Origin of the sequence: Yoonia tamlensis (assembly GCF_900115105.1) — a bacterium.
Taxonomy (GTDB): Bacteria; Pseudomonadota; Alphaproteobacteria; order Rhodobacterales; family Rhodobacteraceae; genus Yoonia; species Yoonia tamlensis.
The window spans coordinates 362582-380025 of the sequence record NZ_FOYP01000002.1 but is presented as its reverse complement, the minus strand read 5'-3'; the positions used below and the strand labels follow the sequence as shown (position 1 = coordinate 380025).

Annotated in this window: 15 protein-coding genes; 1 reads left to right on the top strand and 14 read right to left on the bottom strand. The window is 56.1% G+C overall.

What is annotated here, in order from left to right; all coding sequences use genetic code 11:
• Positions 1–55: 55 nt before the first annotated feature.
• From infB to BM320_RS13645, 14 genes are all read right to left on the bottom strand, one after another.
• Positions 56–2551: a translation initiation factor IF-2 gene (infB, locus tag BM320_RS13710; RefSeq protein WP_090201208.1), complete on the bottom strand. Its 2496-nt coding sequence runs from the start codon at positions 2549–2551 to the stop codon at positions 56–58.
• Positions 2548–3183: an RNA-binding protein gene (locus BM320_RS13705; protein ID WP_090201207.1), complete on the bottom strand. Its 636-nt coding sequence runs from the start codon at positions 3181–3183 to the stop codon at positions 2548–2550. Before BM320_RS13705 ends, infB begins: the two co-directional genes overlap by 4 nt.
• Positions 3184–3209: 26 nt before the next feature.
• Positions 3210–4820 (bottom strand): transcription termination factor NusA, encoded by a 1611-nt coding sequence (nusA, locus tag BM320_RS13700; RefSeq protein WP_090201205.1) that lies wholly within the window; start codon positions 4818–4820, stop codon positions 3210–3212.
• Positions 4820–5395 carry a ribosome maturation factor RimP gene (rimP, locus tag BM320_RS13695; protein ID WP_090201203.1) on the bottom strand — a complete coding sequence of 192 codons (576 nt, stop codon included), beginning with the start codon at positions 5393–5395 and terminating at the stop codon, positions 4820–4822. The genes nusA and rimP overlap by 1 nt, the downstream gene beginning before the upstream one ends.
• A 152-nt stretch (positions 5396–5547) precedes the next feature.
• On the bottom strand, positions 5548–6690 hold the full coding sequence (locus BM320_RS13690) for an ABC transporter ATP-binding protein (protein WP_090201201.1): 1143 nt from the start codon (positions 6688–6690) through the stop codon (positions 5548–5550).
• Positions 6691–6790: 100 nt separating this feature from the next.
• Positions 6791–8008 (bottom strand): extracellular solute-binding protein, encoded by a 1218-nt coding sequence (locus BM320_RS13685; RefSeq protein ID WP_090201200.1) that lies wholly within the window; start codon positions 8006–8008, stop codon positions 6791–6793.
• A gap of 38 nt (positions 8009–8046) precedes the next feature.
• Positions 8047–8928 carry a carbohydrate ABC transporter permease gene (locus BM320_RS13680; protein WP_090201198.1) on the bottom strand — a complete coding sequence of 294 codons (882 nt, stop codon included), beginning with the start codon at positions 8926–8928 and terminating at the stop codon, positions 8047–8049.
• Positions 8929–8937: 9 nt separating this feature from the next.
• Positions 8938–9822, bottom strand: coding sequence for a carbohydrate ABC transporter permease (locus tag BM320_RS13675; protein ID WP_090201196.1), 885 nt, complete (start codon positions 9820–9822; stop codon positions 8938–8940).
• Positions 9819–10982: a Gfo/Idh/MocA family protein gene (locus BM320_RS13670; RefSeq protein ID WP_090201194.1), complete on the bottom strand. Its 1164-nt coding sequence runs from the start codon at positions 10980–10982 to the stop codon at positions 9819–9821. Before BM320_RS13670 ends, BM320_RS13675 begins: the two co-directional genes overlap by 4 nt.
• 158 nt (positions 10983–11140) lie before the next feature.
• Positions 11141–12061: an ROK family protein gene (locus tag BM320_RS13665; RefSeq protein WP_090201192.1), complete on the bottom strand. Its 921-nt coding sequence runs from the start codon at positions 12059–12061 to the stop codon at positions 11141–11143.
• Positions 12058–13200 carry an N-acetylglucosamine-6-phosphate deacetylase gene (gene nagA, locus BM320_RS13660; RefSeq protein WP_090201190.1) on the bottom strand — a complete coding sequence of 381 codons (1143 nt, stop codon included), beginning with the start codon at positions 13198–13200 and terminating at the stop codon, positions 12058–12060. The genes BM320_RS13665 and nagA overlap by 4 nt, the downstream gene beginning before the upstream one ends.
• 9 nt (positions 13201–13209) lie before the next feature.
• Positions 13210–14298, bottom strand: a complete 1089-nt coding sequence (locus tag BM320_RS13655; RefSeq protein ID WP_242651057.1) for a D-TA family PLP-dependent enzyme — start codon at positions 14296–14298, stop codon at positions 13210–13212.
• Position 14299: 1 nt separating this feature from the next.
• Entirely contained in the window at positions 14300–15805 is a 1506-nt protein-coding gene (locus BM320_RS13650; RefSeq protein ID WP_090201187.1) for a M81 family metallopeptidase, read from the bottom strand.
• A 2-nt stretch (positions 15806–15807) separates the two neighbouring features.
• Positions 15808–16314, bottom strand: a complete 507-nt coding sequence (locus BM320_RS13645; protein ID WP_242651056.1) for a hypothetical protein — start codon at positions 16312–16314, stop codon at positions 15808–15810.
• 188 nt (positions 16315–16502) lie between these two features.
• Between BM320_RS13645 and BM320_RS13640 the strand changes: the two genes are divergently transcribed.
• Positions 16503–17417 carry a MurR/RpiR family transcriptional regulator gene (locus tag BM320_RS13640; protein WP_090201185.1) on the top strand — a complete coding sequence of 305 codons (915 nt, stop codon included), beginning with the start codon at positions 16503–16505 and terminating at the stop codon, positions 17415–17417.
• The last annotated feature ends 27 nt before the right edge of the window (positions 17418–17444 follow it).

Sequence of the window (17444 nt, the reverse complement as noted above, 5' to 3'; positions counted from 1 at the left end):
CGAAAAAGGGCGGCCCGATAGGACCGCCCTTTTTTCTATGACTATTGCGTGTAACTTACAGGTTGCGTTCGACTTCTTCGCGCTCGAAAATCTCGATCACATCACCTGGACGGATATCATCGTAATTTTCAAACGCCATCCCGCATTCCTGCCCGGATTGCACTTCTGCGACTTCGTCCTTAAAGCGCTTGAGGGTTTTCAGCGTCCCTTCGTGGATCACCACGTTATCACGCAGCAGGCGCACACCCGCAGAGCGACGCGCGACCCCTTCGGTGACGATACAACCCGCGACCTTACCAACGTTCGAGACCTTAAAGACCTCTTTGATGCTCGCGTAACCGATGAATTTCTCGCGAATTTCAGCAGACAGCAGACCAGAGGCCGCTTTTTTCACGTCATCCACAAGATCGTAGATCACTGAATAATAACGGATTTCGACGCCTTTTTGGTTCGCAGTATTCCGTGCGGACGCATTGGCACGCACGTTAAAGCCAAACACAGGTGCGCCGGACGCTTCGGCCAGTCCGATGTCTGTCTCGGTAATCGCGCCAACACCGGAATGCAGCACGCGCACGCGGACTTCTTCGTTGCCGATTTTTTCCATCGCCTGAACGATTGCTTCGGCAGAGCCTTGCACATCGGCCTTTACGACCACGGGCAATTCGCTGACGTTTTCATTTTGCTTGGCGTTTGCCATCAACTGTTCAAGCGTTGTCGCGGCACCCGCAGCAGCACGTTTTTCTTTGGCAGCTTTTTCGCGGTATTCTGCGATTTCACGGGCTTGCGCATCTGTTTCAACAACGTTCAGCACGTCACCGGCTTCGGGTGTACCGTTCAGGCCCAGAACCTCGACCGGAACTGCAGGCCCCGCCTCGGTGACGCGTTCGCCTTTGTCGTTGATCAGCGCACGGACTTTCCCGTATTGCTCGCCGACAACAAAGATATCGCCCTGACGCAATGTCCCGTTTTGGATCAAGACAGTTGCAACCGGTCCACGGCCAACATCAAGCTGCGCTTCGATCACCGCACCTTCGGCAAGCCGGTCAGGGTTGGCTTTCAGTTCCAGAATTTCCGCTTGCAGCGCAATCGCCTCGAGAAGCGCGTCAAGCCCTTGGCCCGTCATCGCAGACACTTCAACGTCTTGCACATCGCCCGACATTTTTTCGACGATAACCTCGTGCTGCAGCAAATCTGTGCGCACTTTGTCAGGGTTTGCAGAAGGCTTGTCGATCTTGTTGATCGCAACGATCATTGGAACTTTGGCGGCCTTGGCGTGGTTGATCGCCTCGATAGTTTGCGGCATGACCGCATCATCGGCTGCAACAACAAGCACAACAATATCCGTCACTTGCGCACCGCGTGACCGCATCGACGTAAACGCCGCGTGGCCTGGTGTATCAAGGAACGACAGAACCGCACCGCTGTCGGTTGTCACCTGATAGGCGCCGATATGCTGTGTGATCCCGCCAGCTTCGCCAGCGACGACTTTGGCATTCCGGATTGCATCCAAAAGCGATGTTTTCCCGTGGTCAACGTGGCCCATGATCGTGATGATCGGCGGGCGTGGTTTCAGGTCTTTCGGGTCATCTTCGATCTTGGTGATCACATCTTCGACGTCAGCGTCAGAAACGCGCACAACGGTATGGCCGAATTCTTCGATGATCAGTTCGGCGGTATCGGCGTCGATTGTCTGGTTTTGTGTCGCCATGATGCCGTTTGTCATCAAGGCCTTAACCACATCTGCCACCCGTTCGGACATCCGGATTGCAAGCTCGGATACGGTGATCGCTTCGGGCAATGCCACTTCGCGGAACACTTTTTCACGCTCGACCGAACCACCCATTGCTTTGGCGCGGGCGCGATCTTGCTTGCGTTTCATTGCCGCCATTGACCGCTGGCGGCCACCTTCACGGCCAGCCATCGCATCGTTCAATGTCAGCTTGCCTGAACGGCGTCCGTCTGAATCGCCGCGGCCAGGTTTTGCTTTGCCACCCTTGTCGCGGCTTTGGTCGTCGCGATCGGTCTTGCGGGGCGCCGACGTCGGGCGCGAAACAGCTGTTTCACCCGGAACAGAGGCGGCATCAGGTGCCGCAGCAGGCGCGCTTGCTTTTGCCTTGGCTTTTGCTTCGGCGGCGCGCTTGCGCTCTTCTTCTTCGGCTTTGGCCTTGGCGCGTTCTTCGCGTTCGCGGTCTTCGGCTTCTTTGGCTTCGATCTCGGCGCGGCGCGCCTCGCGTTCGGCTGCGCGTTCTTTTTCTTCGGCTTCGCGCTTTGCCTGTTCTTCGGCTTCGCGGGCTTTCGCCATCGCAAGCGCCTTCATCCGGCGTTCGAGTTCGACATCCGAAATCCCTGCGGGACGTTTTGATGGGTCACCACCAATAATTGGGCCTGCGCCACCAGTTGGTTTGGCCGCACCCGGCTTGGGCACCACAACGCGTTTGCGTTTGGTTTCCACCACGACGTTCTTGGTCCGCCCATGGCTAAAACTTTGCTTCACGTTGCTTGGACGCGAACCACCGAGACCGAGTGTCTTTTTACCGTCGTTATCGCTCATTTAGCTTCTTTATCCTTCCCGGTGGCCGTATCGCCACCGTCCACTTCGCGTAAGCCACGTAGCCTTGTGGCTTCCTCTACAACACGATTGCTGAGTCCGCCAGTCGCAAGCGCGCCATGTATCACACTTTGCCGCCCAAAAGCCAAACCCAATTCTTCGGCTGTGAAACAACCAAAATAGCGGGCACCTTCGGGCGTCCATAATTTCGTCTTGCCACGTTCGGACCCATCAGAGGCCTGAACCAAGACGCGGACCCGCTCGCCACCGGCGAGCCACCCCTTAACCTTTTCAAATCCGCAGACCGCACGGCCCGCTTTGCGCGCCATCGCGATCATATCCACCGCGTGGCGGGCAATCTGGCGTTCAACCTCGTCGGCCAGACCATCGGGAACGGTCACCGCCTGTTTGGCTGAACGGGAAAAATGCCCCTTTGTCGCTGCATCTAATGCTTCGCGCGTTGACGAAACATACATGCCGCGTCCGGGCAATTTACCCAATACATCGGGGTAGACCATATTGTCCGGCCCCACAACAAACCGCACCAGCCCAGCCTTTGGCTGCGCTTCGCCGGTAACGATGCACTTACGTGTCGCCGCTTCGTCGTTTGCTTTGTTGTGGCCGCCACGCGCCATGATCTATCCCTTCAAAAAGGCCTGACTTAGGCCTCTTCTTCCTCTGTCAATTCATCGTCTTCTTCAGCGGTTTCCAGTTCAGCCGGATCAACCCAGCCCAACATGACGCGCGCTGTCATGACCATGTTTTGTGCTTCTTCCAAAGACACATCAAACGGTTCCAACACACCGTCATCCTTGACGCGTTCGCCGTTCACGATCGTCCAGCCGCCGGCCAGTTCCCAATCTGCGCAGGTTGCAAAGTCTTCCAGCGTTTTCACACCGTCTTTGCCCAATGCCTCAAGCATATCCGGTGTCAGACCTTCAAAGTTCGCGAGGCTGTCTTCGACGCCCAGCGCGCGGGCTGCGTCCATCGCCTTTTTGGCTTTGGCTTCCAGATAATCGCGGGCACGGGCTTGCAATTCGCCGGCGGTGTCTTCGTCAACGCCTTCGATCACTGTCAACTCGTCCACCTCGACATAGGCGACTTCTTCAAGGCTGGTGAAGCCTTCGGAAACCAGAAGCTGGGCAAAGAATTCGTCCAGATCAAGTGTATCCATGAACAACTTCGTGCGTAGCTCAAACTCGGCCTGACGGCGCTTGCTCTCTTCTTCTTCGGTCAGAATGTCGATGTCGAGACCGGTCAGCTGTGACGCAAGGCGCACGTTCTGGCCGCGGCGGCCAATTGCCAGCGACAGCTGCTCATCTGGAACAACAACCTCGATTTTGCCGGCTTCTTCGTCCAGAACAACTTTGGACACTTCAGCAGGCTGAAGCGCGTTCACAAGGAACGTCGGCATGTCTTCATTCCAAGGAATGATATCGATTTTTTCGCCTTGCAGTTCGTTCACAACAGCCTGCACACGGCTGCCGCGCATACCAACGCAAGCACCCACAGGATCAATCGAGTTGTCATAAGAAATCACAGCGATTTTCGCGCGCGATCCAGGATCACGGGCAACAGCTTTGATCTCGATGACACCTTCGTAGATTTCAGGCACTTCCATTTTGAACAGTTCGGCCATGAATTCCGGCGCTGTGCGCGACAGGAAAATCTGCGGGCCGCGCTGCTCGCGACGGACTTCTTTGATGTAGCAACGGATACGGTCGTTGGGGCGGTATGCCTCGCGGCCGATCTTTTCATTGCGGCGCAGAACGGCCTCACCTGAACCGACATCAACAATAACGTTGCCATATTCTTCGCGTTTGACCAGCGCGTTGATGATGGTGCCTGCGCGGTCTTTGAATTCTTCGTATTGCTTGTCACGCTCGGCTTCGCGGACTTTTTGCAAGATCACCTGTTTCGCAGATTGCGCAGCAATCCGGCCCAGTTCAACAGGGGGCACTTCTTCGATGAACTGCTGACCCACTTCGGGGTTTTCCATGTATTCGCGGGCTTGTTCGACGGTGAATTCGGCCTGATAGTTCTCAAGCTCTTCTTCTTCCACAACCGTGCGCACGCGGGTAAACGTGGCCTTGCCGGTCTTGCGGTCGATATCCACGCGAATATCCATTTCAGCGCCGTAGCGGGACTTTGCAGCCCGCGCGAGCGATTCTTCCATCGCTTCGACAACCAGACCAGCGTCGATATTTTTTTCACGTGCGACGGCTTCGGCCGTTTGCAAAAGCTCCAGCTGGTTCGCGGAAGTATATGCCATCAGGTGTTCTCCTCACCATCAATTATGGTTTCAATCTCGTCAAATTGGGCCTCGTCAATTTGGCCCGCATCCTTGCGACCGCGCAAAACATCGCGGATCAATTCATCTGTCAGCACCAGTTTGGCGTCTGACAGCCATTCAAATTTCAGACCGATCGTGCCTTCGGGGATCGTGATCAAAATCTCGTCACCTTCGGTCCCGGCCAGCGCGCCCTTAAAGCGGCGGCGACCGTCGATCAATTCGTCAGTTTCGATCTTGGCTTCAAAGCCTTCCCATTGATCAAAGTCTTTGAGCCGTGTCAGCGGGCGGTCAATGCCCGGGCTGGAAACCTCAAGGTTATAAACGTCAACAATCGGGTCCTCGACATCCAGAATCGCGCTAAGCGCCGTGGACACATGCCCGCAATCGTCAACTTCCATCGTGCCGTCCGGTTTTTGCACCATGACTTGCAGGATGCTTTCCTTGCCTGTCATCAGACGCACGCGCACGACTTCGAACCCCATGTCCTCGACAACGGGGGTGATAATTCCAGCGATACGGCGGTCAATGGCCGCTTTGGCGATCAGGTCGTTCATATCTCTCTCAAGCACAAAAAAACGGGCGCGCGGCCCGTTGATATTTCCCGGTGGAACCGTTGGGTTTGGAAGCCAAGGCGCCGCTATTAGCGTCCATATACGCCCAGTTGCCCGAGTCTGCAAGTGCCGCCTTGCGCGGCGGCACCAATTCGTTATTCGGAAAGGACCGGCGCGGGGACAGTCATCGCCGAAAGGTCGATTTGACGCTCGAATGCTTGACCATCGGAATCAAAGATATGGCAGTCGCTGGTTGCGAATGACACATTGACCGATTGATCATCCATGATCATCTGCGTGCCGGGCAGGACGAAGCAAAAGTTGTCTTCAAGATCGGGCAGTTTTGCATAGCCGATTGTCTGCTGGCCAAGATGTTCAACGACCGTCGGGGTGATTTTGATCACGGCGTTGCCCGCGCCCAATGAAATATGTTCGGGTCGAATGCCAAGCGATACCTGCGTACCGGCCAGCGCGGCGCGCCGGTCAGCGGGCACATCCACCGCGACTGTCAGGCTTTGCCCCTGAAATTCAACAGTGATCCCCTCGTCCGAGGCGGATTGAACAGTTACGGGCAGGAAATTCATCCGCGGGTTTCCGATAAATCCGGCGACAAATGTGTTTTCGGGCTTGTGGTAAAGCGCAAGCGGCGCACCGACCTGCGCGATATGACCGTCATGCAGCACAACGATACGGTCCGCCATTGTCATGGCCTCGACCTGATCATGGGTCACATAGATCATCGTGGTGCTGAGCTGTTTGTGCAGGCGCGTCAATTCGATCCGCATATCCGCGCGCAGGGCGGCATCTAGGTTCGAAAGCGGCTCGTCAAAGAGGAAAATTTCTGGCTGGCGTACAATTGCGCGGCCAATTGCAACCCGCTGGCGCTGACCACCCGACAGATTGCCAGGTTTTTGGTCCAAACGGCTGTCCAAATGCAGGATCGCGGCGGCAGCTTCGACCTTTTCGCGGATTTCTTTTTCGGGGGCGCGCTCGACCCGCAAGGGGAACGCGATGTTTTCATAGACCGACATGTGCGGGTAAAGCGCGTAGGATTGGAACACCATCGCAATACCACGTTTGACGGGCGGCAGATCGTTCACACGGTTGCCGTCGATCAGAATATCGCCCGCAGTTGTATGTTCCAAACCCGCGATCATCCGCAAAAGCGTGGATTTACCACAGCCAGACGGGCCGACGAATACGACGAACTCGCCTTCTTGCACGTCCAGTGAAATGCGTTTGACGACTTCGAAATCACCAAAGGTCTTTACGACGTTTTTAAGGGATAGCTGGCCCAAATGGCTTCTCCTCGGGTTTAATGTTTAATCGTCTCACGGTTTGAACTGGTTTGGCCCAGCCGCCCTGTAAACGGGCGGCTGGGTCACGCCGGGAGGACGTTTATTTGTACTCTTCAAGCTCTACAGCTGCTGATGACAGGGCTTCTGCTGGTTCAGCTTCGCCGGTTACAACAGCCTGTACCATTTCGATCATCACGTTCTGGAAACCTTTGTAGTCGGTGAACAGCGGCTCTGGACCACCGTAGGCGATACCTTCAATGTAAGGTGCCCAGAATGGTTTTTCAGCAACCAGCGCATCAACAGCGGCGGATGGGCGCAGCGGTGTCAGGCCGGATGTCGGTGACATTTCGTAGCTCAGCTGGATTTCAGGCGATGTGACGTATTTCGCGAATTCAATCGCTTTTTCTTCAACGCCAGAACCATCAAAGATCGCCAGTGAATCGGTGATCAACAATGTGCCTGGACCGCTTGCCGCTGGACCAACGGGCAATGTAGCAACACCCCAGTTGATGCCGGTATCTGGCAGCAACATCGCTGCGCCAACAGATGCTTGCAACATGCCAACCTGACCATCAAGGAAGATCGCGCGCATTTCGTTTTGCTCGTAAGCGGTTGCACCTACGACAGAATAAGGCGTGATGTCCTGATAGGCTTGCAAAGCAGCAAGAACTTCTGGGCTGTCCATGGTAATGTTGCCATCAGCATCGATGATTTGGCCGTTGTTTGTGTAAACCCAGTGCAGGAACTGGTGCATGGTGTTGTCGAATGTCTTTGCCGACAGACCGTAACCCGCAAAATCGGTGTTTTCGGTGATCTGGCGCGCAAATGCGATTTCTTCTTCCCATGTTGTTGGCGGTGTTTCCGGATCAAGACCGGCCGCTTCAAAGATGTCCTTGTTCCAGTACAGCGCCTTAGTCGAGAACGCGATTGGAACGCCCCACTGTGTACCTTCGAAAGTCACAGTATCAACGATATGCGGGTAGTACAGCGCCTGCTCTTCGGCGGTCATTGGCACAGGAACGATCAGTTCGTTCAGCGCAAATTCCTTGAGCGTGCGTGACCCAACGTAAGCCATAGCAACAGGGCTACCTGCAACAGCAAGTGTTGTTGCTTTGTCCTGGCACTGTGCCCAGCCAACGTTTTCGATTGTGACGGTCCAGCCTTCGTTGGCGGCTTCCCAATCAACGATTGCTTGTTCGTGAACAGGGTCAACAGAATCGCCGCAGTAGATCCAGCTGATATCCTGTGCGAGCGCTGGCAGCGCGGTTGTCCCGGCAAGCAGGGCACCGAACAGGCCTTTTTTGATTACAGTAGTCATTTTAGTCTCCCAGTTGGTTAGTATGTTGAAATCGTTTGTTATTGCTTCACCGCACCAGCGGTCAGACCGCTGACAAGATAGCGTTGAAGGAAGAAAATGATGACCATCGCCGGTGCAATCCCGACAAAGCTGGCCGCCATAAGTTCGTTCCAGATGACCTCTTGTTTGCCGAAGTAGGCGAACAGACCCACAGGCAGCGGCATGAATTCGGTCTTGGAGTTGAACGTCAGTGCAAAGATGAACTGCTGCGCATAGGCCCCGATGAATGTCATGATTGCGACAACCATGATCCCCGGACGTGCGATCGGCAGGATCACGCGGCGGAAGGTATAGAATTGCGACGCGCCATCCATATAGGCGGCTTCGTTCAATTCAATCGGGATACGCATCATATAGGTGCGCAGCAGCCAGATCGCCGCAGGGATCAAGAAAGCAGCCCCCGGAATGATCATTGCATAGTAGGTGTTCAACAGGCCTAGCGTGCGCATCAGCCGGAACAGCGGGATCAACAGCACCGCACCCGAAAACATCGACACGGCAAGGAATGCACCCAGCACAAGCGCCATGCCTTTGAACTGGAACCGTGCAAACGCATAGGCCGCAGGCACCACAAGGATCAGCACGATGATCGTCGACACGATCGATATCAGCAGCGAGTTAAAGATATAGCGCCCGAAGCGCGGCACGCTTTCCCACATGGTCACATAGGCCGAGAATGACCCGTTTTCAGGCCAGAACGAATAGGGTGTCGAAAACAGCTGTGACAGCGGTTTCAGGCTGACAAGGAACCCTTCGATGAAGGGGGCCAGCATAAAGAACAGGAACAGGAAAATCCCGAGGTAGATGCCGATCAGTTCGATCAAGCTATACCGGTCGATCATCGCCCGTGTTTCTTTGGATTTGAACAGGTTAAGCGCCATGATATTCCCCTATGCCTTATCTGATGACGCAAGTTTGCGTGTGACGCGGAAGTAGGCGACGCAGAACAGCGACAAGAAGATACAGATCACGACAGCGCGCGCGGCACCTTCGCCATATTTCTTGGAACCGATGGCCGTCGAATAGGTGTCGATGATCATCGTTGTGGTGCTGCCGGACGGGCCGCCTTGGGTCAAAATCCAGATGATGTCAAAGCTGTTGAAGGTCGCGATCAAAGACAGCATCGACATGGTAATAATCGCAGGGCCCATCAGCGGCAGGGTGATCCGGCGGAACCGCATCCAGCGGCTTGCACCATCGGTCCATGCGGCCTCGTATAGATCACGTGGGATCGACTGGATTGCCGCCAGAAAATAGATCGTCACCATCGGCACGCCGATCCAGACGTCGGTCACGATTGTCGACCAATAGGCCGTATTCCCGTAGGCAAGAAACGCAACCGGACCGTCAGAAAGCCCAAGCCGCTGCATCAGGCCCGAAATCATCCCGAATTGGCCGTTATACATCCAGCCCCACATGAAAATGCCAATCGCCATCGGCACGATCCACGGCGGCATGGTCAGCAGACGGAACACATGGCGGCCCGGCACAGCGCAGTTCAGCAAAACGGCCCCGAATGTCCCGATTGTCATCTTCAGCAGGACCGAAAAAAACGTCCACGTGAAGGTGCGCATAATAATTTCCAGGAAATCCTTGTCGAAAATCTTGGTGTAATTGTCCCAACCGACATAGTTGGTGGTCCGGCGCAAAGACGCATCGGTGAACGACAGGCGGAATGTTTCAAACAACGGCCAGGCGACGATCACCAGAATGTATAGAATTGCCGGCGCAAGCAGCGCCCATGCAAATATCCAAGCGGCGCGGGTCTGCGTCATGCGACGAACTCCTTGATTGTATAGGCGTTGTCATAGCGCTCCCAAATCTGGCGCATATCAATGACCTGTTTGGTGCGGCGGGCCTCGTCCATTGTCAGTGCAAGGATACCTGCCTCGAGCGCGTCCAGCGGCGACACCGGCAGCGGGCCGCCATGCATTGTATGGGCGATGACCTTGGCCGCCATTTCTTCGTCGGCACCGTAATGCTGCGAAAGCTTGCTTTCGGCGTAGGTCTTGTCGATCTTGGTTTCTTCGCTCAGTACATCCGTCACTTTGAAATTCGCGCGGATGAAATCGCCCTCGGCCTGACCCTTGGTGCCAAACACCGCAAAGCGACGGAATTGATCAGGGGCGTTCAGATTGGTGTGGAAATTCATCCCGACACCATTGGCATATTCGATAATCGCAACCTGATAGTCGATGATATCACCGTCGTTATCGAAAACTTTGTCCGATCCGTTCCAGCCCGAAGGCTTGCGGTGATAGATATCAAGATCATTGATCCCTTCGTTGCGCGGATCATTGGCAGGGATGAATGTCTTGCGCCCGCCAAAGCTTGCGACCCGTTCGGGGCGCGCGCCGATCAGACCGTTATAAAGGTCCAGATCATGACAGCATTTTTCCAGCATAAAGCTGCCGGACCATTTTTCATAACGACGCCAGTCGCGCATGAAAAACGCGCCATGATAGGGATAGATATGTTCGGCCGCCTCGACCGATACTATATTGCCCAGCATACCCGTATCGCGCGCCGCAAGCAGATCGCGGTAAAGCGGCGCATAGCGCAGCACCAGCCCGACCATCAGATTTTCAGTACCGTATTTGCCAAGCAATGCCGCCAGCTCATAGGTCTGTTCAATCGTCGAAACGATCGGCTTTTCTGAAAATACCTTGTTGCCCGCCTCAAGCCCCATACGAATATGATCAAGATGCATGTGATTAGGTGAGCCGATCATCAGCAGGTCGTAACCACCCGCCTTGATCAGCTCTTGGGGCGACGCGTGGGCCGGTCCCGCGTCAATCCCGTGTTCCGTGAGTGTGGCCATCCCCGCAGGTGCAGGATCGTAGTAGCCGACGATCTCAAAATCGGGGTCCATCTCGTGAAAGACATAGCCCAGATAGCCGAGACGGAAACCAAGCCCGATAATAGCGACTTTCATGCCGCATCCCCCTGTGAAGAAATTCCTTTTCTAATATTGGCGCAAAAACGTTCTCTGCGTCAAGAAACTTTCACAAATTTGCGCATATTTTCTGTATTTTTGTAATTCGTTTTCACAAGTGGCGCAGATTCATGGATTTTTAGTACTATTTTTCACCGCTAGGCTGCGGCAGTTCCACTGCGCTGCAAGCCAAGGATGGCCGCACCCACCAGTCCGGGTTCAATCGGGCATTCTGCGGGCACAACAAGCTGCCGCGCGAATCGCCTCAGCGTCTTTTCACGCACGGCCAGATCAAGCGCTGCAATCAATCGCACCGAATTGGACATGCCGCCGCCGACCGCAACGATCCCCGCGCCCAGCATGTTTTCCATCGCCGCCAAAGGCCCCGACAGTAACGCCAGCCAGATAGAAATTGTGGTCGCACATGCGGGCTCGTTGGCTTCCCAGCCCGCAACAATGGCGGGACTGTCCAGCGCAGCGCCATGCAGATGCGCGTGCAGACGTTCGAGCCCGCGCGCTGAACACACGGCATCCAGACAGCCATCCAGACCGCAGCCGCATGAAAATGCAGGCAATGTGATTTGCGGGTCATCAAACATGCGCTGCGCAATTGGGCCGTGGCCCAATTCACCTGCAAAACCGCCAGCACCATTAATCAATTGCCCGCGCACAACAACGCCGCCGCCAACGCCGGTGCCAAGGATCAGGCCAAAGACCACATCATGCCCGCGCCCAGCGCCGACTGTTGCCTCGGCAAGGGCGAAACAATCCGCGTCATTGGCCAGAACCACAGGCAATTGCAGTTCGGATTCGAGCACTGATTGCAGCTTTCGGCCCGACAGGCAGGGAATATTCGCAACTGTTGCGATCCCCGAATCCGGATCCAGAACACCCGCCAGCGAAAACGCCAGCACCCGCGGCCGCACATTCGCCGCCGCAATCGCATTGCGCAGCACTGCGATGAAATCATCATAGCTTTGGGTTGGCGTCTTAACGCGGCCCTTCGGAATGACCTTATCGGCGCTATAGGCTTCGGCCACTTTGATGGCGGTGCCGCCAATGTCAAAACACAGAATCATCCCTGCACCTTTATCTTTGTTCCGCCGATCCATGTGCCTGCTGCGGTGATCGCAGGTGTCAGGCAAAAGAAATCGGCATGCGCGCCCGGACGCAAATGCCCCCGATCCGCAATGCCCATCGCCTGCGCAGGCGCCAATGCGCAAAGGTTCAGCACTGTCTCAAGCGAAAACCCGAGTGTCTGATGCACATAGCGCAGCGCATCGATCAGCGCGATATCTGCCCCCGCAAGCGTACCATCCGCCAGCGTCAGCCGCCCGTCCGCACGGAAAATTTCGCGCCCGTTCAATGTAAATCCGGTCAGATCGCTGCCAATCGTCGACATCGTATCCGACACCAAAAACATGCCAGCGGGTCCGGCCTTGGCCCGCAACGCGGCGCGCATTGGCGCATCGGCAACGTGATACCCGTCGGCAATAAGCCCCGCCCAAAGCCGCCCGTCATCAAGTGCGGCACCCACAAGGTTCGGCGCGCGGTGTTCCATCTGGCCCATCGCGTTAAAAAGATGGGTCACCATTGTCGCCCCTGCATCCGCATAGGCAAGCGCCGTCGCAAAATCGCAACCCGTATGACCAAGGCTGATGGTCGCACCTGCCTGCCGCAGTGCAGTGACTTGATCCACACTGACAGATTCCGGTGCGATCGTACAAATCAGGTGATCGAATTGTGCGGCTGCCCCAATCAGAATTTCCAGATCATCCGCGTCCATCGTGCGGATCAAGGCGGGGTCATGGGTGCCTTTGCGGGCGGGGTCCAGATGTGGCCCCTCAAGGTGCAACCCAAGAAAACCCGATGTCCGGGCCGCGATCTGACCAGCTGCAATCGCCTTTGCCGTTGAATCTTGTGTATCGGTGATCAGGGTCACCATGACAGATGTCGTGCCAAATCCGGCGTGCGCGCGGCAAATCGTGCCAATCGCATCGGCGGTCAGACCATTGTTGAACAAGATGCCGCCGCCGCCGTTTGCCTGAAGATCAATCAACCCCGGCACAAGCATGCCGTCAATCTGCACCCCGTCAGGCGCATCAGCGCGCGGCAATATCTGCACGACACGCCCGTCAGCCACCAAAAGTGCGGCATCATCATGCCAGTGGCTGCCGTCAAAGATGCGTGGCGCGTGAAAGGCGGTGGTTTGTGTCATTATCCCTACCTACCAAACAGTTCCACGCGCCGCCACGGGTTCAACCCGTGTCACGATGCCGTCACGATGAAACACCATGTGGTCAAACAGGTTTGACACCACGCAGGTATGGTTGGGGATGATCTGCACCTGCGCGCCCACCGCGGGCAAGGGGCCGCTGCACCCTGTCAGATCAACGACGGCATGTTCTTCGGACAATCCGGTGATCCTTGCGCCAGGCAACCCGGCGATTTCACCGTGATCCGCAAAGCCCAGCAAATCCGACGTCAACGCCTTGGAACCTGCATCCAGCACCGCGCGGGTTTCGGTCGGGCGTGACACGACCGTTGCAAGCACGTGCATCGCGATATCATCGGGGCCGCATTCCCCTGCCCGCACCATAGAACGATCATTGTAAACATAGGTGCCCGCGCGATGCTCTGTCGCGCTGGGCACCAGATGGGCGGAAAACAGATCCGGACTGCCGCCGTTTGATCGCATCGGGCAATCAATGCCCAGCGCGGCCAGCTTGCCCATCGTGTCTTGCAAAAATGTTTCAACGGCCGCAGCGCCGCCAACTGCCGGATAGGTCAAGAGCCCGCCAAAAGTCAGCCCGCTGGCATCCGCAATCTGGCGCGCCAGCGCGACGGCAGCGTCAGGCGATTGCACACCGCAGCGCCCCGCACCCGTATCGCATTCCACCAGTACACATAGCGGTTTGCCGGTGCCGAATGCCTTGGCCAGCCCGTCCACCGTCACCGGATTATCCGCAACAACACGTAACTTGGCGACCCGTGCGTTCAGCGCCTTTAGCCGTGCCACCCGTGCGGCGCCCAGTATATTATAGGTAATCAGGATGTCGTCAAAACCCGCATCGGCAAAGACTTCGGCCTCGGTTACTTTTTGGCAATTGATCCCGATTGCGCCCGCGTCTGTCTGTTGGCGCGCGACTGCAGGGATTTTATGGGTTTTGATATGGGGGCGGAATGCCTTGCCATGCCCGTTCAGATAGGTCTGCGCCCGCGCGATATTGGCCGCAAGGCGGGTTTCGTCGATCACGGGCATCGGGGTCAGCACATCCGCCAATGCGGTGCCGATGTTGGGCCAAGGGAAATCCAAATCACGCATCCTTTGCAAACGGGTTTTCGACGCGCGGCCAGATATCATCCCGCACAAACCGGTAGGGGTTTGTCGCAGGATCATTGGGATAGGGCTTGCCCGCCGCGCAATACAGGATTTCAGAGGCAATCGGCGCAAAGGCCGCATAAAAATGGTTGGTCGATTTGATCACCAGAATTTTCTGCGCCAGCGGATCAATGCCCATCACCGCAAACAGCGAAGGATCATAGCTTTGCGCGCGCACGGTGTTCAGGATTACCTCGATCCCGATTTCAACGCCATCCGCATCCAAAAGCGCAATACGCGCGGCGGGGCCAAAGGGCACCACGCTTTCGCCAAAGATCATTTCGGCGTTTTTCGATAATGTCACAACCTTAACCAACGCATCCACCGGATCACCGGTCATCGGCGCGGATTTGGCTCCAAAACGCAAAGGCATTACGGCACCTTCACCTGCGGCCATGCATAGTTTTACCGCGATTGGATCCCAGATGGTGCCAATCGCAGCGCCCTTGGCCCCTTGGGTCATCAATTCGCGCAGCAATACAGTGGCATCACCTGCGGTGCCGCCGCCCGGATTATCCCACATATCAGCAAGCACCACAGGACCGTCATGCGGCACCATTGCGGCCGCAACCGCCGCGCGTTCATCCATCTGCGGCATCATATGTTTGCCACGATTCGCAAATAATTCCTGCCCGAGTTTTTCGGCCAGCGCCGCGCCATGCGCCGCATCACCATCGGTCACGACAATCATATGGGTGCCCATTTCAGGCACATCCCCCGCCATAAACCCGTGAATTGCCGATATCGACAGCACCTTGGGGTCCGTCTTTTCCAAACCGATCATCCGGTCGACAAAGCTGCGCATCGGTTCGCGCGAGGTAGGAAATACGTCGATCATCCGGCAGTCATAGGTCGACATCACTGGCGTCATGCGCCCATTAAGCGTTTCAACAACCATTGCCCAAAGATCTTCGGCACGTTCAACAAAATCCGTGTGCGGGAATTCCTTGAACACGACAAAGAAATCCGCCGCAGCGACCCGTTTGGCCGTCAGGTGGCTATGCGGGTCCAGTTCTGCACAAACCAGCACATCCGGCCCGACAATTTCACGCACCCGCGCGAGCAAATCACCTTCGGGGTCCATGCAGCCTTGGGCGACCATCGCGCCATGCAGCCCCAAAACCACGGCATCCACAGGCAGGGCCGCGCGCAGCTGGTCCAGAATTTCGTCGCGCAAATCTTGGTGCGTTTGTCCGGACACAAGCCCCGCAGGATCAGCCCAGGCAGAGCTACCTTCGATCAGGGTCCAGCCCTGTTCGGCGCAAACCTTACGGCCCACGGGGATCGGCGCAGTGCAAAGCGTGGCCGTCGACGGGTGCGCGCCAGGGCCGGCATAAAACGATTCCTCGAAGGCGCGCCGGTCGATGACGATGGGCGAAAACGTGTTGGTTTCCGTCGCCATTGCCGCCACAAAGATGCGTTTTGATGGGGAATGGGTCATCGTTATTCCTTGATATACGGCAGGTATCCGACAAACCCCGCAATTTTCCAACGGCCATCCTGACGGCGGCACCAATACAGGGTTTGCCAGTTCATCCGTTCGGCGGGGCCGTCGGTGCGCGGCAAATGGCCGTCAAATTTCTTGCGCACCAAAGCGGTGTCACCAGTGATTTCGATCTCTTCCAGACGGGTGGCGGCATAGATGCCATCGCGCGGGTCACCTTTATATGCACCCGCGTCACGCACCGCGCCGAAATCCTGCGCCTGCTTAAGCCAATCCGTGCGGTAGGCATCCAGCGTTGGATAGGCCAGATCGTATTTTGCGGGGTCGTCCTGAAAATGGCCGCTTACACCTGTAAAGTTCTCGGAAATGAAGTCTTGGGCGACTGCGGACCAATCCGCCGCAACAAATGCATCAATATCGCGCGGAACAAGCATTTCCCAAATCGCGCGACGATCAGCGTCATTGGCAGGAAACGGGTTGCGGAACGGGTCACGTTGAGTCGTCATTTTCATCATCCTGTGAAATTCATTTCTATAATGCTACAATTTCACTGGAAAAATCCAGATGATTATGCATAATTTCTTACAAACGACGAAAATGAATTTCGTAATCGCCAAAAATATGGCTTCTAAGCGAGGGATTGCCTTACACCATCAACAAACAATGACCATCGCGAAAGGGCCGCAAGGACAACATGACTGATTCACAAGATTTTTCCGCAGCCGCGGGCACAACATCCGCTGGTAACCTTATTGTGGCCCTCGCAGACGAGGACGGCAAGCTATCTGCGATGGAAAAGAAACTGGCCGAATCAGTTTTGGCCGACGTCAATTATGCGACCAATGCGTCGATCACAGATATTGCGACCCGCGCGGGCGTATCCCCGCCCACCGTGACACGGTTTTGCCGGCGTCTGGGTTGCACATCGTTTTCGGACTTCAAGGTGCAGCTCGCCAAGAGCGCCTATGTCGGCCTGCGCTACCTGAAACCCGAATCCATCACCACAACCCCCGAACAGGTTGCCGAAGACATTGTGACCAAGGCGCAGAACGCGCTGTTTGAGGTCCATCGCACGCTTGACCTGGATCAGGTCAATGCAGCGGTCGCGCTGCTGTCCAAGGCGGAAATGATCTATGCTTTCGGATCCGGTGGCAATTCATCGATGATCGTGAACGAACTCCAGAACCGGCTGTTCCGGCTGGGCGCACGTATATCCGCGTCAAACGATCACGGGATGAACCTGATGCTGTCGGCCGCGGCGCAAACGGGCACTGTGGTTTTCGGATCGTCCTTAACGGGGCGCAACCAAGAGCTTACCAATTGCTTTGCGCTTTTGCGCGAACGGGGCATCCCCACCATCGCACTAACCAAAAGCGGATCACCGCTGGCCGAAGCCGCCCATGTGGTAATTGCGGTCGACCTGCCTGAAGGTCAGAATATTTTTCGCGCGACTTCAACGCGTTACGCCACTTTGGCAGTTGTCGATATCATTGCCAACCTTGTCGCCTATCAGGACCGCACAAGAACCGCCAAGATTTTGCGCGGAATCAAAGAGCAGCTCGTCAAGCAACGCGATGGCGGCGACGACAGCCAGATTCTGGGCGACTAACACCATCAACTGGCGCGCCAGCGGCCG

Excerpts from the sequence above, each read along its gene's own strand:
- infB (WP_090201208.1), bottom strand. The coding sequence starts at position 2,551 with ATGAGCGATAACGACGGTAAAAAGACACTCGGTCTCGGTGGTTCGCGT.
- BM320_RS13705 (WP_090201207.1), bottom strand. The coding sequence starts at position 3,183 with ATGGCGCGTGGCGGCCACAACAAAGCAAACGACGAAGCGGCGACACGT.
- nusA (WP_090201205.1), bottom strand. The coding sequence starts at position 4,820 with ATGGCATATACTTCCGCGAACCAGCTGGAGCTTTTGCAAACGGCCGAA.
- rimP (WP_090201203.1), bottom strand. The coding sequence starts at position 5,395 with ATGAACGACCTGATCGCCAAAGCGGCCATTGACCGCCGTATCGCTGGA.
- BM320_RS13685 (WP_090201200.1), bottom strand. The coding sequence starts at position 8,008 with ATGACTACTGTAATCAAAAAAGGCCTGTTCGGTGCCCTGCTTGCCGGG.
- BM320_RS13680 (WP_090201198.1), bottom strand. The coding sequence starts at position 8,928 with ATGGCGCTTAACCTGTTCAAATCCAAAGAAACACGGGCGATGATCGAC.
- BM320_RS13675 (WP_090201196.1), bottom strand. The coding sequence starts at position 9,822 with ATGACGCAGACCCGCGCCGCTTGGATATTTGCATGGGCGCTGCTTGCG.
- BM320_RS13670 (WP_090201194.1), bottom strand. The coding sequence starts at position 10,982 with ATGAAAGTCGCTATTATCGGGCTTGGTTTCCGTCTCGGCTATCTGGGC.
- BM320_RS13665 (WP_090201192.1), bottom strand. The coding sequence starts at position 12,061 with ATGATTCTGTGTTTTGACATTGGCGGCACCGCCATCAAAGTGGCCGAA.
- nagA (WP_090201190.1), bottom strand. The coding sequence starts at position 13,200 with ATGACACAAACCACCGCCTTTCACGCGCCACGCATCTTTGACGGCAGC.
- BM320_RS13650 (WP_090201187.1), bottom strand. The coding sequence starts at position 15,805 with ATGACCCATTCCCCATCAAAACGCATCTTTGTGGCGGCAATGGCGACG.
- BM320_RS13645 (WP_242651056.1), bottom strand. The coding sequence starts at position 16,314 with ATGACGACTCAACGTGACCCGTTCCGCAACCCGTTTCCTGCCAATGAC.
- BM320_RS13640 (WP_090201185.1), top strand. The coding sequence starts at position 16,503 with ATGACTGATTCACAAGATTTTTCCGCAGCCGCGGGCACAACATCCGCT.